The following is a 20,092-nucleotide window of genomic DNA, read 5'->3' as shown; positions in this document are numbered from 1 at the left end:
AAATGTTATGACCGTTCAATGGCCGAAATGTTTACTTTTAAACGCTCGAGCATTTTGGAAAGCAGCAGCTGTTCTTCTTCGCTGAAATCTTTAAATGCTTCATCAATAAAGCGAGCTTTTTCGTTTCGAAATGCACCGATTTTTTCATGTCCGCTTTTCGTAAGCTTTACAAATGTTACGCGGTTGTCATCAGGGTTTTTACGGCGTGATACAACATCTCTTTCTTCGAGCTGCTTTAAATGCCTTGTAATTGCAGCATTGTCAATGTTTACTTGCTGTTGAAGCGCCTTTTGACTCATTTCACCTGTTTCATAAAGCTGATGTAAAATATCAAGACGTGATTGGCTAACACCGGTACAATGCTCAAACTTTTGATTAATTTGTTTATTAACTTCTTGCAGAGCATACAGAACATTTGCTTTTTCAGAACATGAATGTGACAAGAAAGTCGCTCCCTTTTTCTATGATATTTATAGATGGATTAATATTTGATACATCAATATTTGATACATCAACTAATATAAAATAAATAAAAGTGAAAGTCAAGAAAGTGAACGCTGGTTTTTAAAAATAATAAAAAAAGAGGCTGAGACGTAACGAAATGAATCCCATCCAAAGGCGAATAATCTGGATATATAATCTGGACTGCTTGCTCGACCGCAGTTGATTTCCGTGCAAGGCTTCGCTTTCCCCGGGCGTCCCGTGAGCCTTGCCCTCCAATCAACTGCTGGAAGGAACGAAACAGATAAAATCTACGTTCACCATAACAAAAAAAACGAACCACTAATCAAACTGTTTGATTAGTGGTTCGTTTTTCACTTCAGCTAAACTATTTTTGTCTCAGCCTCTTTAAGCTGAATGATTTTTTTTGCTAATTTGTTCATGCGTATAGGGAGATAGAAACGGAATACGCTTGATAATCAAATCGTGAATCCAGAATAATCGCTGAATAAGAGGAGCTGTTTTAGCTGAAACGTATATAATAAAGCATCCGATAGCTCCCGCAATCACCATGCCTCCAAGTACATCTGCTGGATAGTGAACGCCTACGTAAATACGTGAAAGGCCCGAAATGACAGCCCATATAAAAATGATGCTTCTCCATTTGTTTTTTCGTAACCACATGATCCAAGCAGCAGAAAAGACTAAAATCGAATGATCACTCACAAAAGATGAATTAGCCGGGTGCGGAATCAGCTTATGAACGTGATGAGTCACAAACGGACGCGGGTGGTAATACACCAGGTGAATGACTTCATTGATACATAGAGAAAGTACAATTGTAAACAACATGTATAAAGCCGTATAACGGTGATAAATTGTTCTTTCTGTTTTTCCGCTAAACCAAAGCAAAAGCAAACAAGCCATTATAAAATAAGGAACGCTATTCGTGATGATAATCATTACAGAATCCATTGCGCTGGATTTACCAGCAAACGAGTTAATCCATTGAAATACTTCGTAATTAAGGTTCATTTGTTTTCTCCTTATGCAGTACTTTTCACTCTTAGTTTAGATTGACACTCTAAAAAAACAATGAATTTCACATTAAAAATCAATTAAAATCCAAAATTTAAGGGCATTTAATGATATAAAAAGGAGAGGAAGAAACTGCTTTTAGAATAGGAGATGAAACAGTTGAAAAAGGTTTTATTTTTACCTCTTCTAAAAATGCCTTCTGGCCATCATCAAGTGGCAGAGGCGTTAATGGATATATTGGAAAGAAGAACAACAAATATTTGTTATAAAAAAATAGATTTGTTAAGCTATACAAACGAACTATTAGAAAAAGTGGTCACAGGCACATATTTGAAATGGATTCGTTATGCTCCAGAAACGTACAATATGGCATACAAACATCTCTTTTATGAACCGCCTGTTCATTCATTCAAATGGTATCATCACGTATTCGCAAAAAAAATGGAGCACTTAGTTAAAGAAGAAAATCCGGATTTAATTATATGCACACATGGGTTTCCTTCTTATTTGCTCAGTCAATTAAAAGCAAAAGGCAAGTGCGATGTACCTATTATAAATGTCTACACGGATTTCTTTATTAATAATTTATGGGGAAAAGAAGAGATTGATTTTCACTTTCTCCCTAGTGAAGAAGTAAAAAAAGGACTTCGTGCTCAAAGTGAAATTCCACTTCAAAATATGATGGTCACAGGAATACCGGTACATGAAGAAATAACAAAAACAAGAACATTTAAGCATCCTGGTAACCGAAATATTTTAATTGCTGGAGGCAGCAGCGGCTTAGGCAATATTATGGATTTCTACAATGATTTAAAAGATGCGCGCCATTTTCATTACTTTGTCTTATGCGGCAAAAATCAAAAGTTATATGAAGAAATCAAGGGATGGGAATTACAGCACGTTACACCAATTCCGTACATTTCATCACGCACAGAAATGAATGAACTGTATGAACGAGTGGATGCTATTGTAACAAAGCCAGGTGGTATAACGGTCAGTGAAGCTCTTCGCAAGAATTTACCGATTTTTGTTCATTCTGCTTTACCAGGTCAAGAAGAAGTGAATTTACGCTATTTAACAGAACGAAACTTAGTTCAAGAACTAAAGGCGGATCAATCGTTAGAAAGTCAGCTGCAGGCAGTGCTGCAGGATGCTGATAAAATGAGCACATTATATAACGCGATTGCTGCTTACCATAAAGAAATCGAAGCACAAACGCCTGAAGAACTTTTAGCAGTAGTCAATTGGATTTTAGGTGAAAAGCAAACGATTGGTCTTCATGCGTAAAACATTCATGTTTACAAACAATAAGGATAAGCTAAAAGACAAGTATGTTGAAAAAGTAGGGTTTAGATAAAAAAACAAACATCTTTTGAAAAAGGTGTTGTTTTTTTATCTAAAGAAGCTATTCTTTCACTTAAGACATGTGGTGAGAGGTGTATAACATGAAAGAGAAAATTTTAATTGTGGAAGATGAAGCGCAAATTGCGAAAGTGTTAAAGATTGAATTGGAATTTGAAGATTATGAAGTAGATGTTGAGTACGACGGGAAAGCGGGGTTAGAGACGGCAACATCGGCTCAATATGACCTCATTTTGCTAGACGTGATGCTTCCAAGTCTGAGCGGTATTGAGGTGTTAAGAAGACTTCGGAAAGCGGAAGTATTTACGCCAGTTATTTTATTAACTGCCAGAAATACGACGCTGGATAAGGTAATGGGCTTAGACCAAGGAGCTAATGATTATGTTACAAAACCGTTTGAAATTGAAGAACTGTTAGCACGGGTTCGCTCTTGTATTCGCTATCGTTCGCTCGTAGAAGCATCAGGAACGAAAGAAGCTGAAGCGGAGCTCTTAACGATCAGTGATTTGACCATTAATCTTGAAACAAGGGAAGTCCTAAGAAACAATGAATCCATTACGTTGACACCGAAAGAGTATGATTTAGTCGTGTATTTGCTTACGAACAAAAATAAAATTGTCACGAGAGAAGGAATTCTCACAAACGTTTGGGGCTATGAATATGAAGGAGAAACAAACGTAATTGATGTGTATATTCGCCACTTAAGAAAAAAAGTAGATGAAGGTTTTTCTACTTCTCTCATTCATACGGTGCGGGGCGTAGGATATATGATGAAAGAGGAGAAACATGAAGATCACGACGAAGATTAATTTGCTGACAACAGCATGGCTAGTGGTTATTTTATTAATCATGAACATCGTTGTTTTTTTCTCCTTTACTAAATCTACGGTGAATATGGAACAGGACATTTTATTCGAAAAAGCACGCGAGATTATTCAAAAAGGTCAACAAGATCATTCCGTGGAGCTCTCGCCAGAGTTACTAAAATTTTATTTGACCAACCATTCATTTATTCGAACAGTCTCAGAAAATTCTACGGTCATTAACCAAGTATCAAATGATCCTCATCTGGTGAAAATTAAGCCCGAATTTTCAAAGAAAAAAAAGGTGAAGCTTCGCAAAATCAGAGAAAAGCAAGTATTGGTTGTTCGCATGCCTGTCAAAGTCAATAATCAAGTCGTTGAAACGCTGGAAATTGGTGAGCTCCTGACTGGTTTTGAAACCCGTAAAGATATTTTGCTATCAATTTTGATTTTTTGTTCGCTTGTGTCCATTTTACTGTCGCTTTTAGGAGGAAGATGGTTATCACGCGTCATTATGCATCCTATTAAAAATATGGTCACAACGATGAAAGAGATTGAAGAGAGCGGTGTTCCTAAAAAAGTCCTCATTCAAACGGAAACGAGAGATGAACTGCAGGGTATGACCGTTACCTTTAATCATATGATTGACCGCTTGCGAGAAAATATTGAAAAGCAAAACCAGTTTGTTTCCGATGCTTCTCATGAATTAAAAACCCCTCTAACCGTTATTCGCAGTTATTCTAATTTATTAAGAAGAAGAGGGATTAAAAATGAAGAAATTACGCTGGATGCGATCGACACCATCTATGCGGAAGCAACCAAAATGCAAAAAATGATTGAAACGCTGCTTGATCTGGCAAGTGTGGAAAAAGAACAAACGCTTGATATGAAGCAAACAGATCTTGTTCTTATTTTTGAACAAATCGTTAAGCAGCTGCAGCAGGTATACAAAAGAGAATTAGTTCTTCATTATGATCAAACGCCCATTATGATTGAAGTGGATGAACTGAAAATGAAGCAAGTGTTGATTATTTTGCTTGATAATGCAATTAAATACAGTACGGATAAAATTGAAGTGACCGTTGAAAAAGAGCAGGAAGATGTCATTATCAAAGTAAAAGACTATGGAATTGGCATTCCAAAAGAAGATCTTGCACATATTTTTGAACGCTTCTATCGAGTTGATAAAGCTAGAAGCAGAGCTACGGGAGGAACGGGGCTTGGACTATCGATTGCACAAACTATTGTCCGTCAGCACAAGGGCGAGATTTTTATTAAAAGTGAAGAAGAACAAGGCACGGAAGTTGTTATTCATCTTCCCATTTCATCTACAAACTGAGAAAGCCGCCGTTAGGCGGCTTTTGTGTGATTATATGATTTTTCTCCGACTAAAGTATGAAGGTATTTCATTACAAAGTCGTTCGAAATGCAAGAAAAAAGCGAATAAGATAAGAGTATCAACAATCAGTGGAGGTTTTAGTATGAGTTATACTCTTTTTATAAAAGCAAATGACAGATCGACAAGTGAAGCCGTAAGCGTGAAACTATATGATGCGTTTTTAGAAAGCTACAAACAATCGCATCCAGGTGAAGAAATAATAGAATTGAATCTGTTCAAAGAAGAACTTCCTTATTTAGATGCAGACATGATAAACGGTCAGTTTAAATTAGCAAGAGGATTAGAAGTGACAGCAGCGGAAAATAAAGCAGCAGAAATTGCGAATCATTACTTAGAACAATTTGTGAAAGCTGATAAAATTGTCATTGCTTTTCCGCTTTGGAATTTTACTGTGCCGGCCGTTCTTCATACGTACTTTGATTATTTAAATCAAGCAGGCAAAACGTTTAAGTATACGCCAGAAGGTCCTGTGGGATTACTAGGCGATAAAAAGGTGATGTTATTAAATGCACGAGGTGGAGTATATTCAGAAGGTCCGTCAGCCGCTGTCGAAATGGCTGTTAAATATGTCAGCAGCATACTTCAATTCTTTGGCATCACAAAGGTGAACTCTGTTATTATTGAAGGGCATAATCAATTTCCAGATCGTGCTCAACAAATTATTAAAAGCGGCCTAGAACAAGCAGTACAAGCAGCCAAAACATTTTAAATAACAGTAGTAAAAGCCAGGCTTACAAAGTCTGGCTTCTTTATATTTCTATTGTATACTTCTAAAAATATAACCGGTAAAACGAGATTAGAAATAGCTGCTCATTATGATATCAAAGTGGAGGTAAATAAAGAAGGTTTAGTAGGAAATAAATAATAAGAAAAAAAAGACGCTCTAAAAGAGCGTCTTTTTTATGCGAGCTGCTTTTGTTTAGTTTCTTTTCCTAGAAAAACAACCGAAATGACACCAATCAAAATAGCTGCACAAAAGATTGAGAACGTAACGGTTAAAGACGTACCTTGCGTTGACATATATCCAACTAACAGCGGCCCTAAAATTCCTCCAATTCGTCCAAAAGAAGCGGCCATTCCAGCTCCTGTGCCTCGGATAGATGTCGGATATTGCTCAGGTGTATACGCGTATAAAGCGCCCCAAGCACCTAAGTTGAAGAAAGACAACAGCATACCTGCTGTTAGCAGCAGCCAAAGTGACTCCGCATTTCCGAAGATATATGCGCTGGCAGCCGTACCTAACAGATATGTGACCAATACGAATTTTCGGCCCATGCGTTCAATAAACCAAGCAGCCGTATAATAGCCAGGCAGTTGAGCTAATGTCATAATCAATACGTATTCAAAGCTTTTGATCAAGCTAAAACCTTTAATGACCATGACGCTAGGTAACCATAAAAACATGCCGTAATATGAAAATACAACGCAAAACCACAGAACCCACAGCATAATGGTAGATTGACGATAAGGCTTAGACCACACGCTTCTTACATTGTCCGCAATCGACGGTTTCTTTTCTTTTGTGGCTTCCACAAACTGAGGAGAATCGGGCAGTTTAATGCGCAAATAAATGGCATAAAACGCTGGAATAGCCGTTAGGATAAGCGCTAGCTGCCACCCGTAAGCTGGGATTACAAAGTAAGAAATAAGCGCTGCCAGTAGCCAGCCGAACGCCCAAAAACTTTCTAACAAGACGACCACTTTACCGCGTTTTTCCGGCGCCACGGTCTCAGAAACAAGTGTAGAAGCAACAGGCAGCTCTCCTCCTAAACCCATTCCAATTAAAAATCGAAATACTAAAAAAGCAGCAAGGGTAGTAGTAAGAGCCGAAAGGCCGCTTGCCACTGAAAAAAGAACAAGAGTTACAATAAAAACGGTTTTTCGCCCAATTCGATCAGCCAGCAACCCGAACACCAGAGCTCCAACCGCCATTCCGATCGAGTTAACGCTGCCTATCCAACTCATTTCAGTAGGGGAAAGTCCCCATTCAGCGTGAAGAGCTGCAATGATAAAAGACAAAATGCCAACATCCATTGCATCGAAGAGCCATCCGAGCCCTGCGATGCCAAGAAGCTGACGTTCTGATAATTGTTTTGTTTTCATGTCTTCCTCCTAGAAGCAAAGAATTTTGCTTTAAGTTTACACCTGTCTTGACATAATGTCACGTCTATTTTAAAGAAAAAATTCAAACGGAAAAGCTCTATACCTAATGGTATAGAGCTAATTTTATTCTTACATTTTATCGTACAGCATTTTTCCAGGCCATGTATACGCCATATGACCGCCGTCTACAGTAATGCAATCACCTGTTACATATGAGCTGTCATCAGATGCTAAAAATAATACAGCACCGGCTACTTCTTCCGGTTTGCCTAGACGGCCCATCGGATCGACCCATTCATATGCTTTTCTGAATTTTTTTCCTTCGTCAGCGCCTGATAAATCATCAAGAAGAGGTGTTTCGATTGTTCCAGGAGCAATTGAGTTAACGCGAATACCTTCACGAGCGTAGTCAATTGCCATAGTTCTTGTTAGATTAGTAATAGCACCTTTCGCCGCGTTATAGCCAGAACGGTCTAAGTCTGCTGCCAGTCCGGACACGGATGAATTATTAATAATCGATCCGCCATTTTCTAACATCAGCGGAATAACGTATTTGCTTACAAGAAATGTTCCGCGTAAATCTACCGACATTAAGTGATCCCAAAGTTCTACTGGATATTCGTGAAGCTTGCCGCCTTCTGTGTCTGTCCCTGCATTATTAAAAAGAATGTCCACTTTTCCAAATTTCTTTTCAATTTCCGCTGTGAATTCTTTTACTTTTTCTTCTTCAGCTACATCGATATAGTAGGCGTAGGCTTCACCGCCAGCATCTTTGATTTCTTGAGCTACTTTTTTCATACCGTCTAAATTAATATCGGCACAAATAACAGCCGCGCCTTCTTTCGCAAAGCGCTCAGCGGTTGCTTTTCCTATACCAGAGCTTGACCCTGTAATAACAGCAATTTTTGATTCTAAACGTCCCAATTGTATCCCTCCGAAAAAATAAATATATAAGTATGTATGTTCATGTACCCATCTATTATTTTGATAAAACGTTGCTAGTTTATACATATGTGAATAGAAATAAAGAGACGCAGCAAAACAAATCCATTGTATAATGAACAGCAGTATGTCAGAAAAAATGAGGTGTTTGCATGAAAGCAATCATAAAAAGTTTTATTAACGGACTCTTAACGATTGTCCCTATTATCCTTGTTATTTATATTTTGGTAAGAGTGTTTAATTTTTCAGACAGCATTTTAGGAAACGTATTGAAGCCCTATATGAAGCAGGATTATATACCGGGGGTTGGGATCTTAGCGACTCTTGTCTTAATTACGTTCTTAGGATGGTTATCCACTCGTTTTTTTGCAGGGAAAATCATTAACTTAATTGACCGATTGTTAGAAAGAATACCGCTTGTTAAAACGCTATATACCGTCATTAAAGATACGTTTCAATCTTTTCTTGGAGAGAAAAAGTCCTTTTCAAAAGTAGTTTTAGTGACGATGCCCGGCACGTCAATGAAAGTCATAGGGTTTGTGACCTCTGAAGAAGTAGAAGAGGTGATTCACTCGTTAAAAGACCATTTCGCCGTCTATGTTCCACAAACTTTTCAAGTAGCTGGTTTTACTTTTTTGATTCCAAAAGAAGAAATTGAATGGTTAGATATTAAGCCGGAAGAAGCAATGAAGTTCGTGTTATCTGGGGGAGTATCTAGTTCAAAAGCAGAAAAATAACAGAAGGCTTGTTGAAGCCTTCTGTTATTTTTGTTGGAGTAAGGCTGTTAAAAGATTAAGCGGTTCTTCCAACGATTTAAGTTCCGTTAAATTTCCAACCATGCCTTTTACAATAGCAGCGGTAGGCTTATCTTTTTTTAGCTCCGTTTGTAAAATGTGAAAGCTGTCTGCGTACTCATCAGAAATATGATCGCTGGTGTCTAGCAGATGTTTAATTTCCTCAAGAGCTTGTTTTACCTGCTCATTTTTACTTAGAAAAGTCGTTCGTTCCTTTCCGTATATATCTTCACCAAAAGAAGCGGGAATAAGGGGACGAGGTTTTCTAGCTAATAAATCTTCTACTAATACATCAACTCGGTCCATTATGTACTGTGCTACTTCTTTAAAGGTAAGCTCGAATTGATTGAAGATAATAATTTCTAAAAAGGAATGATGAATACCTTCAATCATTTTCGTTAAATCCGAGATATAAGGAGTTACGTCTTCTCCATATACGCTAACGAGGCTTTTGCGATGAAAGTAAAACGTTTCTCGTTGCATTTTATGAACAAAGGTCTCCACTTCTTTGTTAAATGGAATAGATTTTTCGCGAATTTGCATGATAATAAAATCTCTGTGCTCCGTAATAAATTCATAGAAATAGATGAGCTGATTCATATAGCGGCTGCGGGCATCGTTTACTTCCTCGTCGAGAGCATAAACAGAGCTAAAGAGCTTTTCATAGTAAAAGTTTAGAATTGATAATAAAAGTGCATCCTTAGATTTGAAGTGCAGGTAAAATGCACCTTTTGAAATGTTGCATTCATCTACAATTTCTTGCACAGAGGTAGCATTAAATCCTTTTTTGGCAAAAAGCTTAATCGAAGCTTCAATTATTCTCTTTTCTTTTTCTTTCATGTATTCTACCTCCTTTATTGAACAATTTAGCCATTCATTTCGTTAGATAATAGTATCATACACTAAAAAAGATAAAGGTATATATCAAAGTTAAAACCGGGAGTCAGTTCCTTTAAAAAACGATTTATCGTAAATATGTCTTTATTATGAACATGTTAGGAGAGAGCCTGCTTAGGGTTGACACTGACCGGTTAGTCATTTATATTTTAAGTTGTTGTGACCAATCAGTCAATTTTATTAGTATACATATATTTGAAGGAGGATATGCATTGGGGAAGTTTATTAAATTTTCATTGAAAAATAAATTTGCAGTATGGCTGTTAACACTCTTTGTCATTATTGCAGGGCTGTATTCAGGGTTTAATATGAAACTAGAGACCATTCCTGATATTTCAACGCCTGTTGTAACAGTCACTGCAACTTATCCGGGAGCCACTCCGGAACAAGTGGCAGATAAGGTGAGTAAGCCGATTGAACAAAAGCTTCAGGGACTGAGCGGCGTTGAGACAGTTAGTTCATCTTCTTATGAAAATATGGCTACTATTCAAGTTGAATATAGCTTTAGTAAAGATATGGAGAAGGCAGAAGACGAAGTTAGACGAGCTCTTTCAAACGTAGATCTGCCAGATGATGTAGAGGAACCAAATGTTTCAAGACAAAGCATTAGTGATTTTCCGATTATTTCATTAAGCGTTTCAGATGATAAAAAATCATTAGAAGAATTAACGAAGTATGTAAAAAATACCGTTGTTCCACAAGTTGAAAAAGTGCAAGGGATTTCTTCGGTCAGTGTGTCAGGAGAACAAGTTGAAGAAGCAGAACTTGTATTCAAACAAGACAAGCTCAAGCAGCTGGGACTCGATGAAGATACGGTGAAAAAGCTTATCCAAGCATCTGATGCAAAAGTGCCGGCTGGTACGTATACGATGGATGGATCTCAAAAATCTGTTGTGGTAGACGGAAAGATGACGGCAGAAAAAGATTTGGAAAACTTAGAGATTCCAGCTGTTCCTAGTCAAGGAGCTGCTCAAGATCAGCAACAAGGAATGAGCCAGCAGCAGACACAAGGAGCCGTGCAGCAGGCGCCGTCCGCAGCTTCTATTCCAACTGTGAAATTAAAAGAAATTGCGGATATTAAAGTGACGGGGAAAGCAGAATCTATTTCTCGCACGAACGGAAAACCTTCAATTGCTGTACAAGTTGTCAAAGCGAAGGATGCTAACACAGTAAATGTTGTAAATGATATTAAAGAAAAAATGAATAGCCTAGAAAAGAAAAATAAAGACCTTCACGTTGACAATATTTTTGATCAAGGTAAACCGATTGAAGATTCTGTTCATACGATGCTAAATAAAGCTATTATCGGTGCGGTCTTTGCGGTTATTATTATTCTTTTATTTTTACGTGATATTCGTTCAACGATTATTGCCGTTATTTCGATTCCGCTTTCGTTATTAATCGCCATTTTAGCGCTCAAATCAATGGATATCTCTTTAAATATTATGACGCTTGGAGCGATGACTGTAGCCATCGGAAGGGTTGTAGATGATTCCATTGTCGTTATTGAAAACATTTACCGCCGCATGGCTTATCAGGAAGAAAAGCTTAAAGGAAAAGATTTAATTGTCGCGGCGACGAAAGAGATGTTTGTTCCAATTTTCTCTTCTACAATCGTAACCGTGGCCGTATTCTTACCGTTAGGTCTAGTAGAAGGACCGGTAGGAGAGCTATTCTTACCGTTTGCGTTAACCGTTGTTTTTGCACTGTTAGCATCACTGCTAGTAGCGGTAACACTCGTGCCAATGCTTGCTCATTCGTTATTTAAAACAAATGTAAAAGTAAAAGAAGAAAAACCAAGCAAACTAGCGCACGGATATAAGCGAATTTTGAACTGGACGCTAAACCATAAGCTTATTTCCTTTGGGTTAGCCGTACTACTGTTAGTAGGAAGTTTATTCTTAGTTCCTTCTATTGGCGTGAGCTTCTTATCATCCGATCAAGAAAAAACGCTGACGCTTACGTATACACCGAAAGCCGGACAGTCTCAAAGCGACGTAGAAAAAGCAGCAAATCGCGCAGAAGCGTACTTGATGAAGCGAGATGGTGTCAAAACGGTTCAGTATTCGTTCGGTGAAGGTAACTCTTTTAATCCGGGAAGCAAAAATAACGTTTTAACATTTGTGCAATATGACGAGGATACACAAAACTTTGATAAAGAGCAGGATAAAGTATTAAAAGCTCTTAATAAACAAGCGAATCAAGGTGAATGGGGCTCAATGAATACGGCGTCTAGCGGCAGCAATAATTCATTAAACGTCCTTATTTACGGAGATAGCTTAGATGAAATCAAACCTTATGCTGATAAAGTTCAGCATGTTTTAGAAAAGCATAAAGAACTGAAAAATGTCGATTCTACGCTTTCAGATACGTTTGATGAATATACGCTAGTACCGAATCAAAAGAAAGCCGCTGAACTGGGCTTGTCTGCTAGTCAAATCGGCATGCAAATTTCGAACCTTGGACAGCGTGAAGTATTAACGACTATCCAAAAAGACGGAAACGAAATTAACGTATACCTTCCAAAAGAAAAAGAGGATTTCTCTACTTTTGCCGAACTTTCAAGCACAAAAGTGACCTCTCAAACTGGACAGGAAGTTACATTAAATGAAGTTGTCGATATTAAAAAGGGTAAAACATCGAATACGGTAACTCGCCGTGATAATAAAATTTATGCAGAGGTAAGTGCCGATATTAAGAGTGACGATGTAGGCGGCGTTTCTTCTAACGTCCAAAAAGAAGTGAAGAAAATTGATTTGCCAAGTGATATGGATATTAACTTTGGCGGAGCATCAGAGCAAATTAATGACTCATTTAGTCAATTAGGAATTGCTATGCTCGCAGCCATCGGTATCGTGTACTTCGTACTAGTACTGACATTTGGTGGAGGGCTAGCACCATTTGCTATCTTATTCTCACTTCCATTTACACTCATCGGTGCACTAGTGGCGCTTTTAATCTCTGGAGAAACGATCAGCATTTCTTCGATGATTGGAGCTCTTATGCTGATTGGAATTGTGGTAACAAATGCAATTGTGCTGATTGACCGCGTGATTCATAAAGAGCAAGAGGGTCTGTCGACGCGTGAAGCGTTACTAGAAGCTGGAATGACACGTCTTCGCCCGATCTTAATGACAGCTATTGCAACGATTGGTGCACTGCTTCCATTAGCTTTTGGATTTGAAGGTGGAGGCCTTATTTCAAAAGGGCTAGGGGTTACGGTAATCGGAGGACTAACAAGTTCTACGCTGCTTACGCTCATTATCGTTCCAATTGTCTATGAGTTTTTTATGAAGTTTAAGCACAAAAAAGTAAAAAAATAGAAGAAAAACAAATTTCCGCTTTTGAGGTGAATAGCGATGAAGTCAATTGATAAACTAATGAAACAGCTGATTCAACAAGGAATTAAAGCAAAGAAAGTAACGATTGATAAATCAAAGCGCCAGCAGTGGATGTCCATGTCATTGCCTAAAACGGCATGGCAGCATTCAAAATAAAAAAGAGCTGACTTAGAGTCAGCTCTTTTTTTATTAACGATCTGTATCTTCAAATGATCCTTCTTGATAGGCGTCGCTTACTTGCTCATGTGTTTCTGCTAGACCTTGTGAGAGTGCATCTTGTCGGTTATAATCTTCTGTTTCGAACTGACGGTCAGCCATTTCATTTGTATCAGGCTGCTTTTTAGGCTGTTTTTTTGAATTCATTTTCACCACTCCTATTTAATAAAGTGAGACCACGGTTAGTGTGCGATGAAAGGAAATACATTATACATGCAAAAAGAGCTTCGATTGGTCGAAGCTCTTTCTTTCATATTATTATTGTTTTTTATCTAAGAAGATTTTTTCAATATCATCAAGTACGATATTAGCTGCTAACACACCGCCTGCTGTATTCCAAGTAGCATCATCTACTTTATGAACATGGTCTTCTTGAGCTACTTTTAACTTTTTGAAAAGCGGATCGTTTATCCATTCTTTTTCAAGCTTTGTTGCTTCGCCGTCTCCCGTTTCATAAGAGAAGTAGAATAGCTGATCGCCTTCCATTGCCGGAATGCGTTCTTTTGTTGCATTCATTTCAGCAAAATCATTTTTGTCTTGAGATTCAGGGCGAGCAAAGCCAAGCTGATCTAAAATAACGCCTGAGAACGAATCTTTATGATAGATACGAACGTCTCCAGCTGTAAAGCGTACAACTGAGATTTTTTGTTTTAACTGATTACCAAGACGTTTCTTTAAATCAGCTACGCGATTGTCGTAGTCCGCTAATACTTCTTTACCTTTTTCTTCTTTATTTACAGCTTTTGCATATAGCTTAAAGTTTGATTTCCAGTCTCCGCGCAGTTCTTCAGAGAAGACAGTCGGAGCAATTTGACTCAGCTGATCGTATACTTTTTCTTGGCGCATTTTATTTCCGATAATCAAGTCAGGTTTTAAAGCTGCGATTGCTTCTAAGCTTGGCTCGCTTTCTGTACCTACACTTTTAACGCCTTTCATCTGACCTTTAATATGGTCATACCACGGATTTCCTAACCATGATTGAACAGCACCCACAGGCTTTACACCCATTGCAAGAAGAGCTTCAGTACCTTCGTTTGTTAAAACGACCACTCGTTTAGGTGTTCCTTTAATCTCTGTTTTATCCATTGCGTGTTTTACTGTATAAGTTTCGCCAGAACCTTCCGTTTTTTCTTTTTTATCGCCGTCAGCGCTGTTTGAATTACCGCAGGCTGCCAGCACAAGCAGTGTCATAATGGTAAGAATGGATAACAAATATGACAACTTGCCTTTAGAATATGTATTCACATCTCTTCCCCCTCTTAAGTGATAATGATTTTCATTAACAATTAAGATAATATTCTAACTTTTAAGCGGTGTCAATTAAAAATTGAAAATGATTCTCAAAATCATTGACACTTTTTTCAATGTTTCCTAAACTAAAGGTTAGATATATATAGGAATCATCTTAGAGGAGAGCAATGAAAATGATGCTACGCAGTGTTCAAATGAAAGTAATGGGGCTCATCATTGGAATCATGCTGCTTTTAATCTGTATTGGATTAAGTATCGTACTCGGATACACAGATACAAGTATCAAGACAGCATTTGAAGCTTTTCAAGCGTTTAACGGTTCGAATGAGCACATAGTTATTCAAAATATTCGATTGCCGCGCGCTATAATCGGTGCTGTGGTAGGTATTTGTTTAGGAATTGCAGGAGCAATGATGCAGGCGTTAACGAAAAACCCACTTGCTTCACCGGATATTATTGGTGTGAACGCTGGGGCCAGCTTTTTTATTGTTGTTGCAGTGATGATTTTTTCGGTCAATTCACTTCAAGCTTTTACATGGATTGCATTTGTAGGAGCGGCATTAACCGTAGTGGTTGTCTATTTTCTTGGGTCCATCGGAAAAGAAGGATTAACGCCTATTAAATTGACGCTCGCAGGAGCGGCTATTGCAGCCTTTTTCTCTTCTTTAACACAAGGACTGCTGGCTGTGGATGAATCTTCGCTTGATCAAGTTCTCTTTTGGCTGGCTGGATCTGTGCAAGGACGCAAGGTGGAAATGCTGTATGGCATACTGCCTTATATAGTACCAGCAATCATTGTCACGTTTTTTATCGCTTCAAAAATTAATATTTTAACGATTGGTGAAGATGTAGCTAAAGGATTAGGTCAAAGAACGGTTCTTGTCAAAATTATAAGCGGCATCATTATTGCCATTTTAGCTGGTGGAGCCGTTGCAGTAGCCGGTCCGATCAGCTTTGTCGGAATTATTGTTCCTCATGTTGTAAGAGCAATTGTAGGACAAGATTATCGCTGGGTATTTCCCTATAGTGCGGTTGCCGGCGGGATTTTAATTTTATTAGCTGATGTTGCGGCCAGGTATGTCATTATGCCTCAAGAAATCCCTGTTGGAGTCATGACTGCTGTTATTGGTACACCTTTCTTTATCTATATGGCAAGGAAAGGGGCCAAGGCGTCATGAAAACATACTTATCTCTTCGCTTAAAGCGGATTTCATTTTTAGTTAACATAAAAGCAGCTTTGATTATCACTGGTTTTTCAGCTGCACTTATTGCTCTTTTTTTATTAAGTGCAGGTACGGGTGACTTATTTATCAATCCCTTTCGTGTGATTAACATTTTAGCGGGTCATGGACTGGAGTTTGAACGGTTAGTTGTTACCTCCTTTAGACTTCCGCGCATTATCGTTGCCATTTGTGCCGGTATTTGTTTAGCCATTGCAGGTGCTATCTTGCAGGGGCTTGTGCGAAATCCGCTTGCTTCACCAGACTTGATTGGATTAACAGGGGGAGCGTCAGTCGGTGTAGTGTTATTTTTGACACTATTTAGTGATAAAAGCAACTCGTTAACCGTAAGTATTAATTGGATGCCTGTTAGCGCATTTTTAGGTGCATTGGCAGTGGCGCTTTTACTTTATGTGTTTGCCTGGAAAAATGGCGTCTCTCCTATTACACTAGTATTAATAGGAATTGGATTAACAGCGTTAACGAAAGCTATGACCACGCTGTTTATGATTATGGGTCCTATCTATCGCGCCAGCCAGGCAAATATTTGGATTACAGGAACGGTGTATGGCTCAAACTGGGCCAGTGTTTCCGTACTAGTTCCTGTTACAATAGGGCTGGTTATAATCACGATTTTAATGATTCGAAATTTAAATGTTCAAGAATTAGGTGAAGAAATTGCGACTAACGTTGGAAGTCGCGTTCAAAAAAATCGATTGGCACTATTACTGATGAGTACAGCTTTAACAGGAAGCGCCGTTGCATTTGCCGGCGGAATTAGCTTTGTAGGATTGCTTGCTCCACATATTGCCCGAAAGCTGGTAGGTTCTTCATTCGGAGCTTTAATACCGCTATCGGCACTAATCGGAGCGATTTTAATCACAGCAGCAGATTTAATTGGCCGAACATTTTTCTTGCCAATCGAAGTGCCAGCAGGTGTATTTACAGCTGCAATTGGCGCACCGTACTTCATTTATTTACTATACAAACAAAGAAACGTATAGCATTCTTTGTAGAAGGAGCGATTCGCATGCATTCGTTAGAAACAAAATCGCTAACATTATCATATGGAGAAGCGATGATTATAGATGAGCTTGACGTTACCATCCCAAAGGGTGAGATTACGGTTTTTATCGGCAGTAATGGATGCGGAAAATCTACGCTGCTGCGTTCACTAGCAAGATTATTAAAGCCACATGCCGGCTCTATTTTACTAGAAGGCTCTAAAATTTCCTCTCTTCCGACAAAGGAAATTGCAAAGCAGCTAGCAATTCTTCCGCAAGGTCCTGTTGCACCTGAAGGGCTGACAGTGCTTCAGCTTGTTAAACAAGGGCGCTATCCGTATCAAAATTGGTTCCGTCAGTGGTCTCAAGAAGATGAAGAAAAAGTACAAAATGCACTCGAAGCAACAGGGTTAGCAGACTTGGCTGATCGTCAAGTTGATTCGCTTTCTGGAGGACAGCGTCAGCGCGCATGGATTGCTATGACATTAGCACAAGATACGGATATTATTTTACTTGATGAACCGACAACGTATTTAGATATGACGCATCAAATTGAGATCTTGGACTTGTTGTTTGAACTGAATGAAAAAGAAAATCGTACCATCGTAATGGTGCTGCATGATTTAAACTTAGCCTGCCGCTATGCTCATCATATTGTGGCGCTTCAAGATAAAAAAATCTATGCACAGGGAAGACCAGAAGAAGTCATTAACTGCGATTTAGTACAGCGAGTCTTTAATATGAACTGTGAAGTGACGGTGGATCCGTTATTTGGAACGCCTCTTTGTATTCCTCATGGGCGCGGACGATGTATTGTGAATAAGCTGCGCGTTGAAACGCAGCATGCTCAATAAGAAAGAGCAAAGCGAGTTAGCAGAAAAATTCCGCTGTACGTTTAAAGATAACTCGCTGTATAGGTTGTCTCCCTCCAGCTGCATGGACGAAAGCACGCTGAGGATTCAGCTGCTATGGATTCAACAGACGATGGAGGCTGATAACTTGAGAGCAGCTGCCTCTATGTTAGCGAAGCGGTATAGCTTTGTTGTGGTGGCGGCTTTGTATTCATTTATCGTGTTTCAAAAAAAGATAAACACATCGACTAAAAATGTTTCGTTGCATACAGAAGACGCTGAAACGATCTGGCTCCCAAAAGTGTTCATCTCAGAAATTGAGACGAAAGAAGTAACAGAGGACAATCGGAAAATTCTTCTTGATGAACTTCTTGATGAATTGTTTGCTCATCACATTGAGCGGATATGGTCATCACTGCGTAAAGTCACAAAAATTTCAAAGCTGACTCTATGGGAAAACGTAGCTGTTTATATCCACTGGCTTTATGATTTGCTTTTAGCAAATGAAGAAATAGAAAATGTGCAAGTACAAAAGAATTTACGATATGTGTTGGAAGAAGCTGAGGGTCATCACTTTGGTTCATACCATCATAATCCGTTTGCTAGGTACAGTTCACCTCTTCAAGTAGAGAAGCAAAAGCAGGAGATAAGGGTTCGGCAAACGTGCTGTTTGTCTTACCAAACAGGAGATAAAAAGACTTATTGTCGAACGTGTCCGGTTATTTGTAAACCAAAGAAAGGAGTGAGTGTGCATGAGTAAAACCTTTCAAGAGCAATTCGACGGTTTAATTGAAAAGTATACGGAACTAATGGTTGGTCAAAGTGACGAACAGCTGCAGGAAAAAGTAAAAATGTGGGCACTTTACAACCATATCTCAAAATCCATGCCGCCTTTAACAAAGCATTGGAATCAATTATATCCGGAAGCAAAAGCGGAAATGGTGGAGATTGTAAAGGAAATCAAAGAGCTGAATGAAGCGCATCGAGCGTCACAGCGAAAACCAGAATAAAAACATTCATCACGAAGCTGATGGATGTTTTTTTATCCAAAAGCTCTCGGTCGCTTTTTGATTTTGTATGCATAGGTTAATAAAGGGTGTCTATCTATCTAGTTTAAAAAATGGTAAAATTAATGATAATTAAATAAATTTTGTGAGGCGTATGACAAGTGAAGGCGGGGGGTTGCTTTGGAACAAACGATAAGAAACTTTTTTTTATTGTTATCAAAAAGCAAAAAGTTAACAAAGCTGGCTAAACGCTATGGCTTACGTTTTGGAGCAGCACGTTTTGTTGCAGGGGAAACCATCGATGAAGCTGTTAGTGTGATAAAAAAGCTAAATGAACAGGGATTAAAAGTAACGATTGATTATCTTGGCGAGTTTGTGGAAAGTGAAGCTGAAGTTGATCATGCCGCAGCTCAATGCATAAAGGCCATTCACCTTATACACAAAGAAAGGTTAGATTCAGAAATTTCTTTGAAATTAACGTCTATGGGACTGGATATTTCAGAGGATTTGGCACTTCATCATATGCGGCGTATTCTTGAAGAAGCGGAAAAATATAGCGTATTTGTGACGATTGATATGGAGGACTATAAGCGATGCAGCAAGACGATTAAGCTATTTAAACAATTAAAAAATGAGTATGAACACGTAGGGACGGTGCTTCAAGCATACTTATATCGAACAGAAAGTGACATCCGTGAATTAGATGCTTATGCTCCTAAATTAAGGTTAGTGAAAGGGGCGTACAAAGAAGCAGCAGACGTGGCGTTTCCTGATAAAGAAGACGTAGACGAAAACTTCAAAAACATAATTGGGCTCCACTTATTAAACGGTCACTACACAGCAGTTGCTACTCACGATGAACGAATCATTCAGTATGCAAAAGAGTTTGTTAAAAAGCATGGTATTTCAATGAATCAGTTTGAATTTCAGATGCTATACGGCATTCGGTCAGAAAGGCAAGTTCAGCTCGTAGCAGAACAATATAAAATGAGAGTGTACGTTCCTTATGGAACGGACTGGTATGGGTACTTTATGAGGCGCCTTGCAGAAAGACCTGCAAATGTCGCATTTGTCTTAAAAGGAATTGTAAAAAAATAATAATGAAATGGTCGTGATGACAAAGTAAGAAATAATCAAAAATCGAACATGATTCGATTACTCATGTTCGATTTTGAGGTTAATGTCCTTGAGTGTTATGCTTTGTGTACTGTTGGTTTTGAGATGTCTTTTTGCCGCGTCCGTGCGGTTCATTGACCGGTCCAGCATTTCCTTTAACGCTTGCTGCGCTTACGCCTGCTGACGATGGATCCTTCTTTAATTTGCTCACAAAATCACCTCCTGTGTATTAAGATAACCAAACACATTAAAAATAGTTAGAGATAATATTGTGAATATATTGCGAAAATTTAAAAAATGTTTTATA

At 38.5% G+C, this 20,092-nt stretch carries 21 protein-coding genes; 13 read left to right on the top strand and 8 right to left on the bottom strand.

Annotated elements, in window-relative coordinates; genetic code table 11:
• Positions 1–5: 5 nt before the first annotated feature.
• On the bottom strand, positions 6–443 hold the full coding sequence (locus tag JNUCC25_RS25240) for a MarR family winged helix-turn-helix transcriptional regulator (RefSeq protein WP_013085370.1): 438 nt from the start codon (positions 441–443) through the stop codon (positions 6–8).
• A gap of 406 nt (positions 444–849) precedes the next feature.
• A complete protein-coding gene (locus JNUCC25_RS25235; protein ID WP_029319284.1) occupies positions 850–1,476 on the bottom strand; it encodes an undecaprenyl-diphosphatase in 627 nt (208 codons plus the stop codon).
• A gap of 162 nt (positions 1,477–1,638) precedes the next feature.
• Here JNUCC25_RS25235 and JNUCC25_RS25230 point away from each other — a divergent pair, with 162 nt between their 5' ends.
• The 4 genes from JNUCC25_RS25230 (at position 1,639) to JNUCC25_RS25215 (ending at position 5,752) form a co-directional block, all read left to right on the top strand.
• Positions 1,639–2,766: an MGDG synthase family glycosyltransferase gene (locus JNUCC25_RS25230; RefSeq protein ID WP_013059677.1), complete on the top strand. Its 1,128-nt coding sequence runs from the start codon at positions 1,639–1,641 to the stop codon at positions 2,764–2,766.
• A gap of 158 nt (positions 2,767–2,924) precedes the next feature.
• Positions 2,925–3,650 (top strand): response regulator transcription factor, encoded by a 726-nt coding sequence (locus JNUCC25_RS25225; RefSeq protein ID WP_013059676.1) that lies wholly within the window; start codon positions 2,925–2,927, stop codon positions 3,648–3,650.
• A complete protein-coding gene (locus JNUCC25_RS25220; RefSeq protein WP_029319281.1) occupies positions 3,628–4,983 on the top strand; it encodes a sensor histidine kinase in 1,356 nt (451 codons plus the stop codon). The genes JNUCC25_RS25225 and JNUCC25_RS25220 overlap by 23 nt, the downstream gene beginning before the upstream one ends.
• 142 nt (positions 4,984–5,125) lie before the next feature.
• A complete protein-coding gene (locus tag JNUCC25_RS25215; protein WP_013059674.1) occupies positions 5,126–5,752 on the top strand; it encodes an FMN-dependent NADH-azoreductase in 627 nt (208 codons plus the stop codon).
• A 191-nt stretch (positions 5,753–5,943) separates the two neighbouring features.
• Here JNUCC25_RS25215 and JNUCC25_RS25210 read toward each other — a convergent pair whose 3' ends face one another.
• Positions 5,944–7,146, bottom strand: a complete 1,203-nt coding sequence (locus JNUCC25_RS25210; protein WP_064472187.1) for an MFS transporter — start codon at positions 7,144–7,146, stop codon at positions 5,944–5,946.
• Between the two features lie 129 nt (positions 7,147–7,275).
• Positions 7,276–8,070: an SDR family oxidoreductase gene (locus tag JNUCC25_RS25205; RefSeq protein WP_029319272.1), complete on the bottom strand. Its 795-nt coding sequence runs from the start codon at positions 8,068–8,070 to the stop codon at positions 7,276–7,278.
• A 170-nt stretch (positions 8,071–8,240) separates the two neighbouring features.
• On the opposite strand from JNUCC25_RS25205, the gene JNUCC25_RS25200 reads away from it, so the two are divergent.
• Positions 8,241–8,825, top strand: a complete 585-nt coding sequence (locus JNUCC25_RS25200) for a DUF502 domain-containing protein (protein WP_029319270.1) — start codon at positions 8,241–8,243, stop codon at positions 8,823–8,825.
• Positions 8,826–8,849: 24 nt separating this feature from the next.
• Here JNUCC25_RS25200 and JNUCC25_RS25195 read toward each other — a convergent pair whose 3' ends face one another.
• Entirely contained in the window at positions 8,850–9,722 is an 873-nt protein-coding gene (locus JNUCC25_RS25195) for a TetR/AcrR family transcriptional regulator (protein WP_029319268.1), read from the bottom strand.
• A gap of 269 nt (positions 9,723–9,991) precedes the next feature.
• Here JNUCC25_RS25195 and JNUCC25_RS25190 point away from each other — a divergent pair, with 269 nt between their 5' ends.
• On the top strand, positions 9,992–13,102 hold the full coding sequence (locus tag JNUCC25_RS25190; protein WP_029319266.1) for an efflux RND transporter permease subunit: 3,111 nt from the start codon (positions 9,992–9,994) through the stop codon (positions 13,100–13,102).
• A 36-nt stretch (positions 13,103–13,138) separates the two neighbouring features.
• Positions 13,139–13,276 (top strand): hypothetical protein, encoded by a 138-nt coding sequence (locus JNUCC25_RS25185; protein ID WP_014457868.1) that lies wholly within the window; start codon positions 13,139–13,141, stop codon positions 13,274–13,276.
• A 33-nt stretch (positions 13,277–13,309) separates the two neighbouring features.
• On the opposite strand, the gene JNUCC25_RS25180 is transcribed toward JNUCC25_RS25185, so the two are convergent.
• Together JNUCC25_RS25180 and JNUCC25_RS25175 are read right to left on the bottom strand one after the other, a co-directional pair.
• Positions 13,310–13,483, bottom strand: a complete 174-nt coding sequence (locus tag JNUCC25_RS25180; protein WP_013085357.1) for a YozQ family protein — start codon at positions 13,481–13,483, stop codon at positions 13,310–13,312.
• 111 nt (positions 13,484–13,594) lie between these two features.
• Positions 13,595–14,581 (bottom strand): ABC transporter substrate-binding protein, encoded by a 987-nt coding sequence (locus JNUCC25_RS25175; protein ID WP_029319263.1) that lies wholly within the window; start codon positions 14,579–14,581, stop codon positions 13,595–13,597.
• A 179-nt stretch (positions 14,582–14,760) separates the two neighbouring features.
• Here JNUCC25_RS25175 and JNUCC25_RS25170 point away from each other — a divergent pair, with 179 nt between their 5' ends.
• From JNUCC25_RS25170 to JNUCC25_RS25145, 6 genes are all read left to right on the top strand, one after another.
• Positions 14,761–15,765 (top strand): FecCD family ABC transporter permease, encoded by a 1,005-nt coding sequence (locus JNUCC25_RS25170; protein WP_029319261.1) that lies wholly within the window; start codon positions 14,761–14,763, stop codon positions 15,763–15,765.
• Positions 15,762–16,811 carry a FecCD family ABC transporter permease gene (locus tag JNUCC25_RS25165; protein WP_029319259.1) on the top strand — a complete coding sequence of 350 codons (1,050 nt, stop codon included), beginning with the start codon at positions 15,762–15,764 and terminating at the stop codon, positions 16,809–16,811. Before JNUCC25_RS25170 ends, JNUCC25_RS25165 begins: the two co-directional genes overlap by 4 nt.
• Before the next feature lie 26 nt (positions 16,812–16,837).
• Positions 16,838–17,665, top strand: coding sequence for an ABC transporter ATP-binding protein (locus JNUCC25_RS25160; RefSeq protein WP_013059664.1), 828 nt, complete (start codon positions 16,838–16,840; stop codon positions 17,663–17,665).
• Positions 17,655–18,422, top strand: coding sequence for an IucA/IucC family C-terminal-domain containing protein (locus JNUCC25_RS25155; protein ID WP_454222588.1), 768 nt, complete (start codon positions 17,655–17,657; stop codon positions 18,420–18,422). Before JNUCC25_RS25160 ends, JNUCC25_RS25155 begins: the two co-directional genes overlap by 11 nt.
• Positions 18,415–18,672: a YusU family protein gene (locus tag JNUCC25_RS25150; protein WP_013059662.1), complete on the top strand. Its 258-nt coding sequence runs from the start codon at positions 18,415–18,417 to the stop codon at positions 18,670–18,672. Before JNUCC25_RS25155 ends, JNUCC25_RS25150 begins: the two co-directional genes overlap by 8 nt.
• Before the next feature lie 177 nt (positions 18,673–18,849).
• The gene (locus tag JNUCC25_RS25145; protein WP_016765834.1) at positions 18,850–19,767 is read left to right on the top strand and encodes a proline dehydrogenase family protein; all 918 of its coding nucleotides are present in this window, start codon (positions 18,850–18,852) and stop codon (positions 19,765–19,767) included.
• 79 nt (positions 19,768–19,846) lie between these two features.
• Here the strand turns inward: JNUCC25_RS25145 and JNUCC25_RS25140 are convergent, their stop codons facing one another.
• Positions 19,847–19,996: a YuzL family protein gene (locus tag JNUCC25_RS25140; RefSeq protein WP_013059660.1), complete on the bottom strand. Its 150-nt coding sequence runs from the start codon at positions 19,994–19,996 to the stop codon at positions 19,847–19,849.
• Positions 19,997–20,092 lie beyond the last annotated feature (96 nt).

It is taken from the genome of Priestia sp. JNUCC 25, from assembly GCF_053667915.1.
Note: the sequence above shows the minus strand (reverse complement) of the source record. Positions and strands in the feature narration are given on the sequence as shown.

What these genes read in the sequence shown, in the direction of transcription:
- JNUCC25_RS25180 (WP_013085357.1), bottom strand. Translation starts at nt 13,483, where the DNA reads ATGAATTCAAAAAAACAGCCTAAAAAGCAGCCTGATACAAATGAAATG.
- JNUCC25_RS25160 (WP_013059664.1), top strand. Translation starts at nt 16,838, where the DNA reads ATGCATTCGTTAGAAACAAAATCGCTAACATTATCATATGGAGAAGCG.
- JNUCC25_RS25155 (WP_454222588.1), top strand. Translation starts at nt 17,655, where the DNA reads ATGCTCAATAAGAAAGAGCAAAGCGAGTTAGCAGAAAAATTCCGCTGT.
- JNUCC25_RS25235 (WP_029319284.1), bottom strand. Translation starts at nt 1,476, where the DNA reads ATGAACCTTAATTACGAAGTATTTCAATGGATTAACTCGTTTGCTGGT.
- JNUCC25_RS25215 (WP_013059674.1), top strand. Translation starts at nt 5,126, where the DNA reads ATGAGTTATACTCTTTTTATAAAAGCAAATGACAGATCGACAAGTGAA.
- JNUCC25_RS25170 (WP_029319261.1), top strand. Translation starts at nt 14,761, where the DNA reads ATGATGCTACGCAGTGTTCAAATGAAAGTAATGGGGCTCATCATTGGA.
- JNUCC25_RS25200 (WP_029319270.1), top strand. Translation starts at nt 8,241, where the DNA reads ATGAAAGCAATCATAAAAAGTTTTATTAACGGACTCTTAACGATTGTC.
- JNUCC25_RS25225 (WP_013059676.1), top strand. Translation starts at nt 2,925, where the DNA reads ATGAAAGAGAAAATTTTAATTGTGGAAGATGAAGCGCAAATTGCGAAA.
- JNUCC25_RS25150 (WP_013059662.1), top strand. Translation starts at nt 18,415, where the DNA reads ATGAGTAAAACCTTTCAAGAGCAATTCGACGGTTTAATTGAAAAGTAT.
- JNUCC25_RS25185 (WP_014457868.1), top strand. Translation starts at nt 13,139, where the DNA reads ATGAAGTCAATTGATAAACTAATGAAACAGCTGATTCAACAAGGAATT.
- JNUCC25_RS25210 (WP_064472187.1), bottom strand. Translation starts at nt 7,146, where the DNA reads ATGAAAACAAAACAATTATCAGAACGTCAGCTTCTTGGCATCGCAGGG.
- JNUCC25_RS25195 (WP_029319268.1), bottom strand. Translation starts at nt 9,722, where the DNA reads ATGAAAGAAAAAGAAAAGAGAATAATTGAAGCTTCGATTAAGCTTTTT.
- JNUCC25_RS25165 (WP_029319259.1), top strand. Translation starts at nt 15,762, where the DNA reads ATGAAAACATACTTATCTCTTCGCTTAAAGCGGATTTCATTTTTAGTT.
- JNUCC25_RS25220 (WP_029319281.1), top strand. Translation starts at nt 3,628, where the DNA reads ATGAAGATCACGACGAAGATTAATTTGCTGACAACAGCATGGCTAGTG.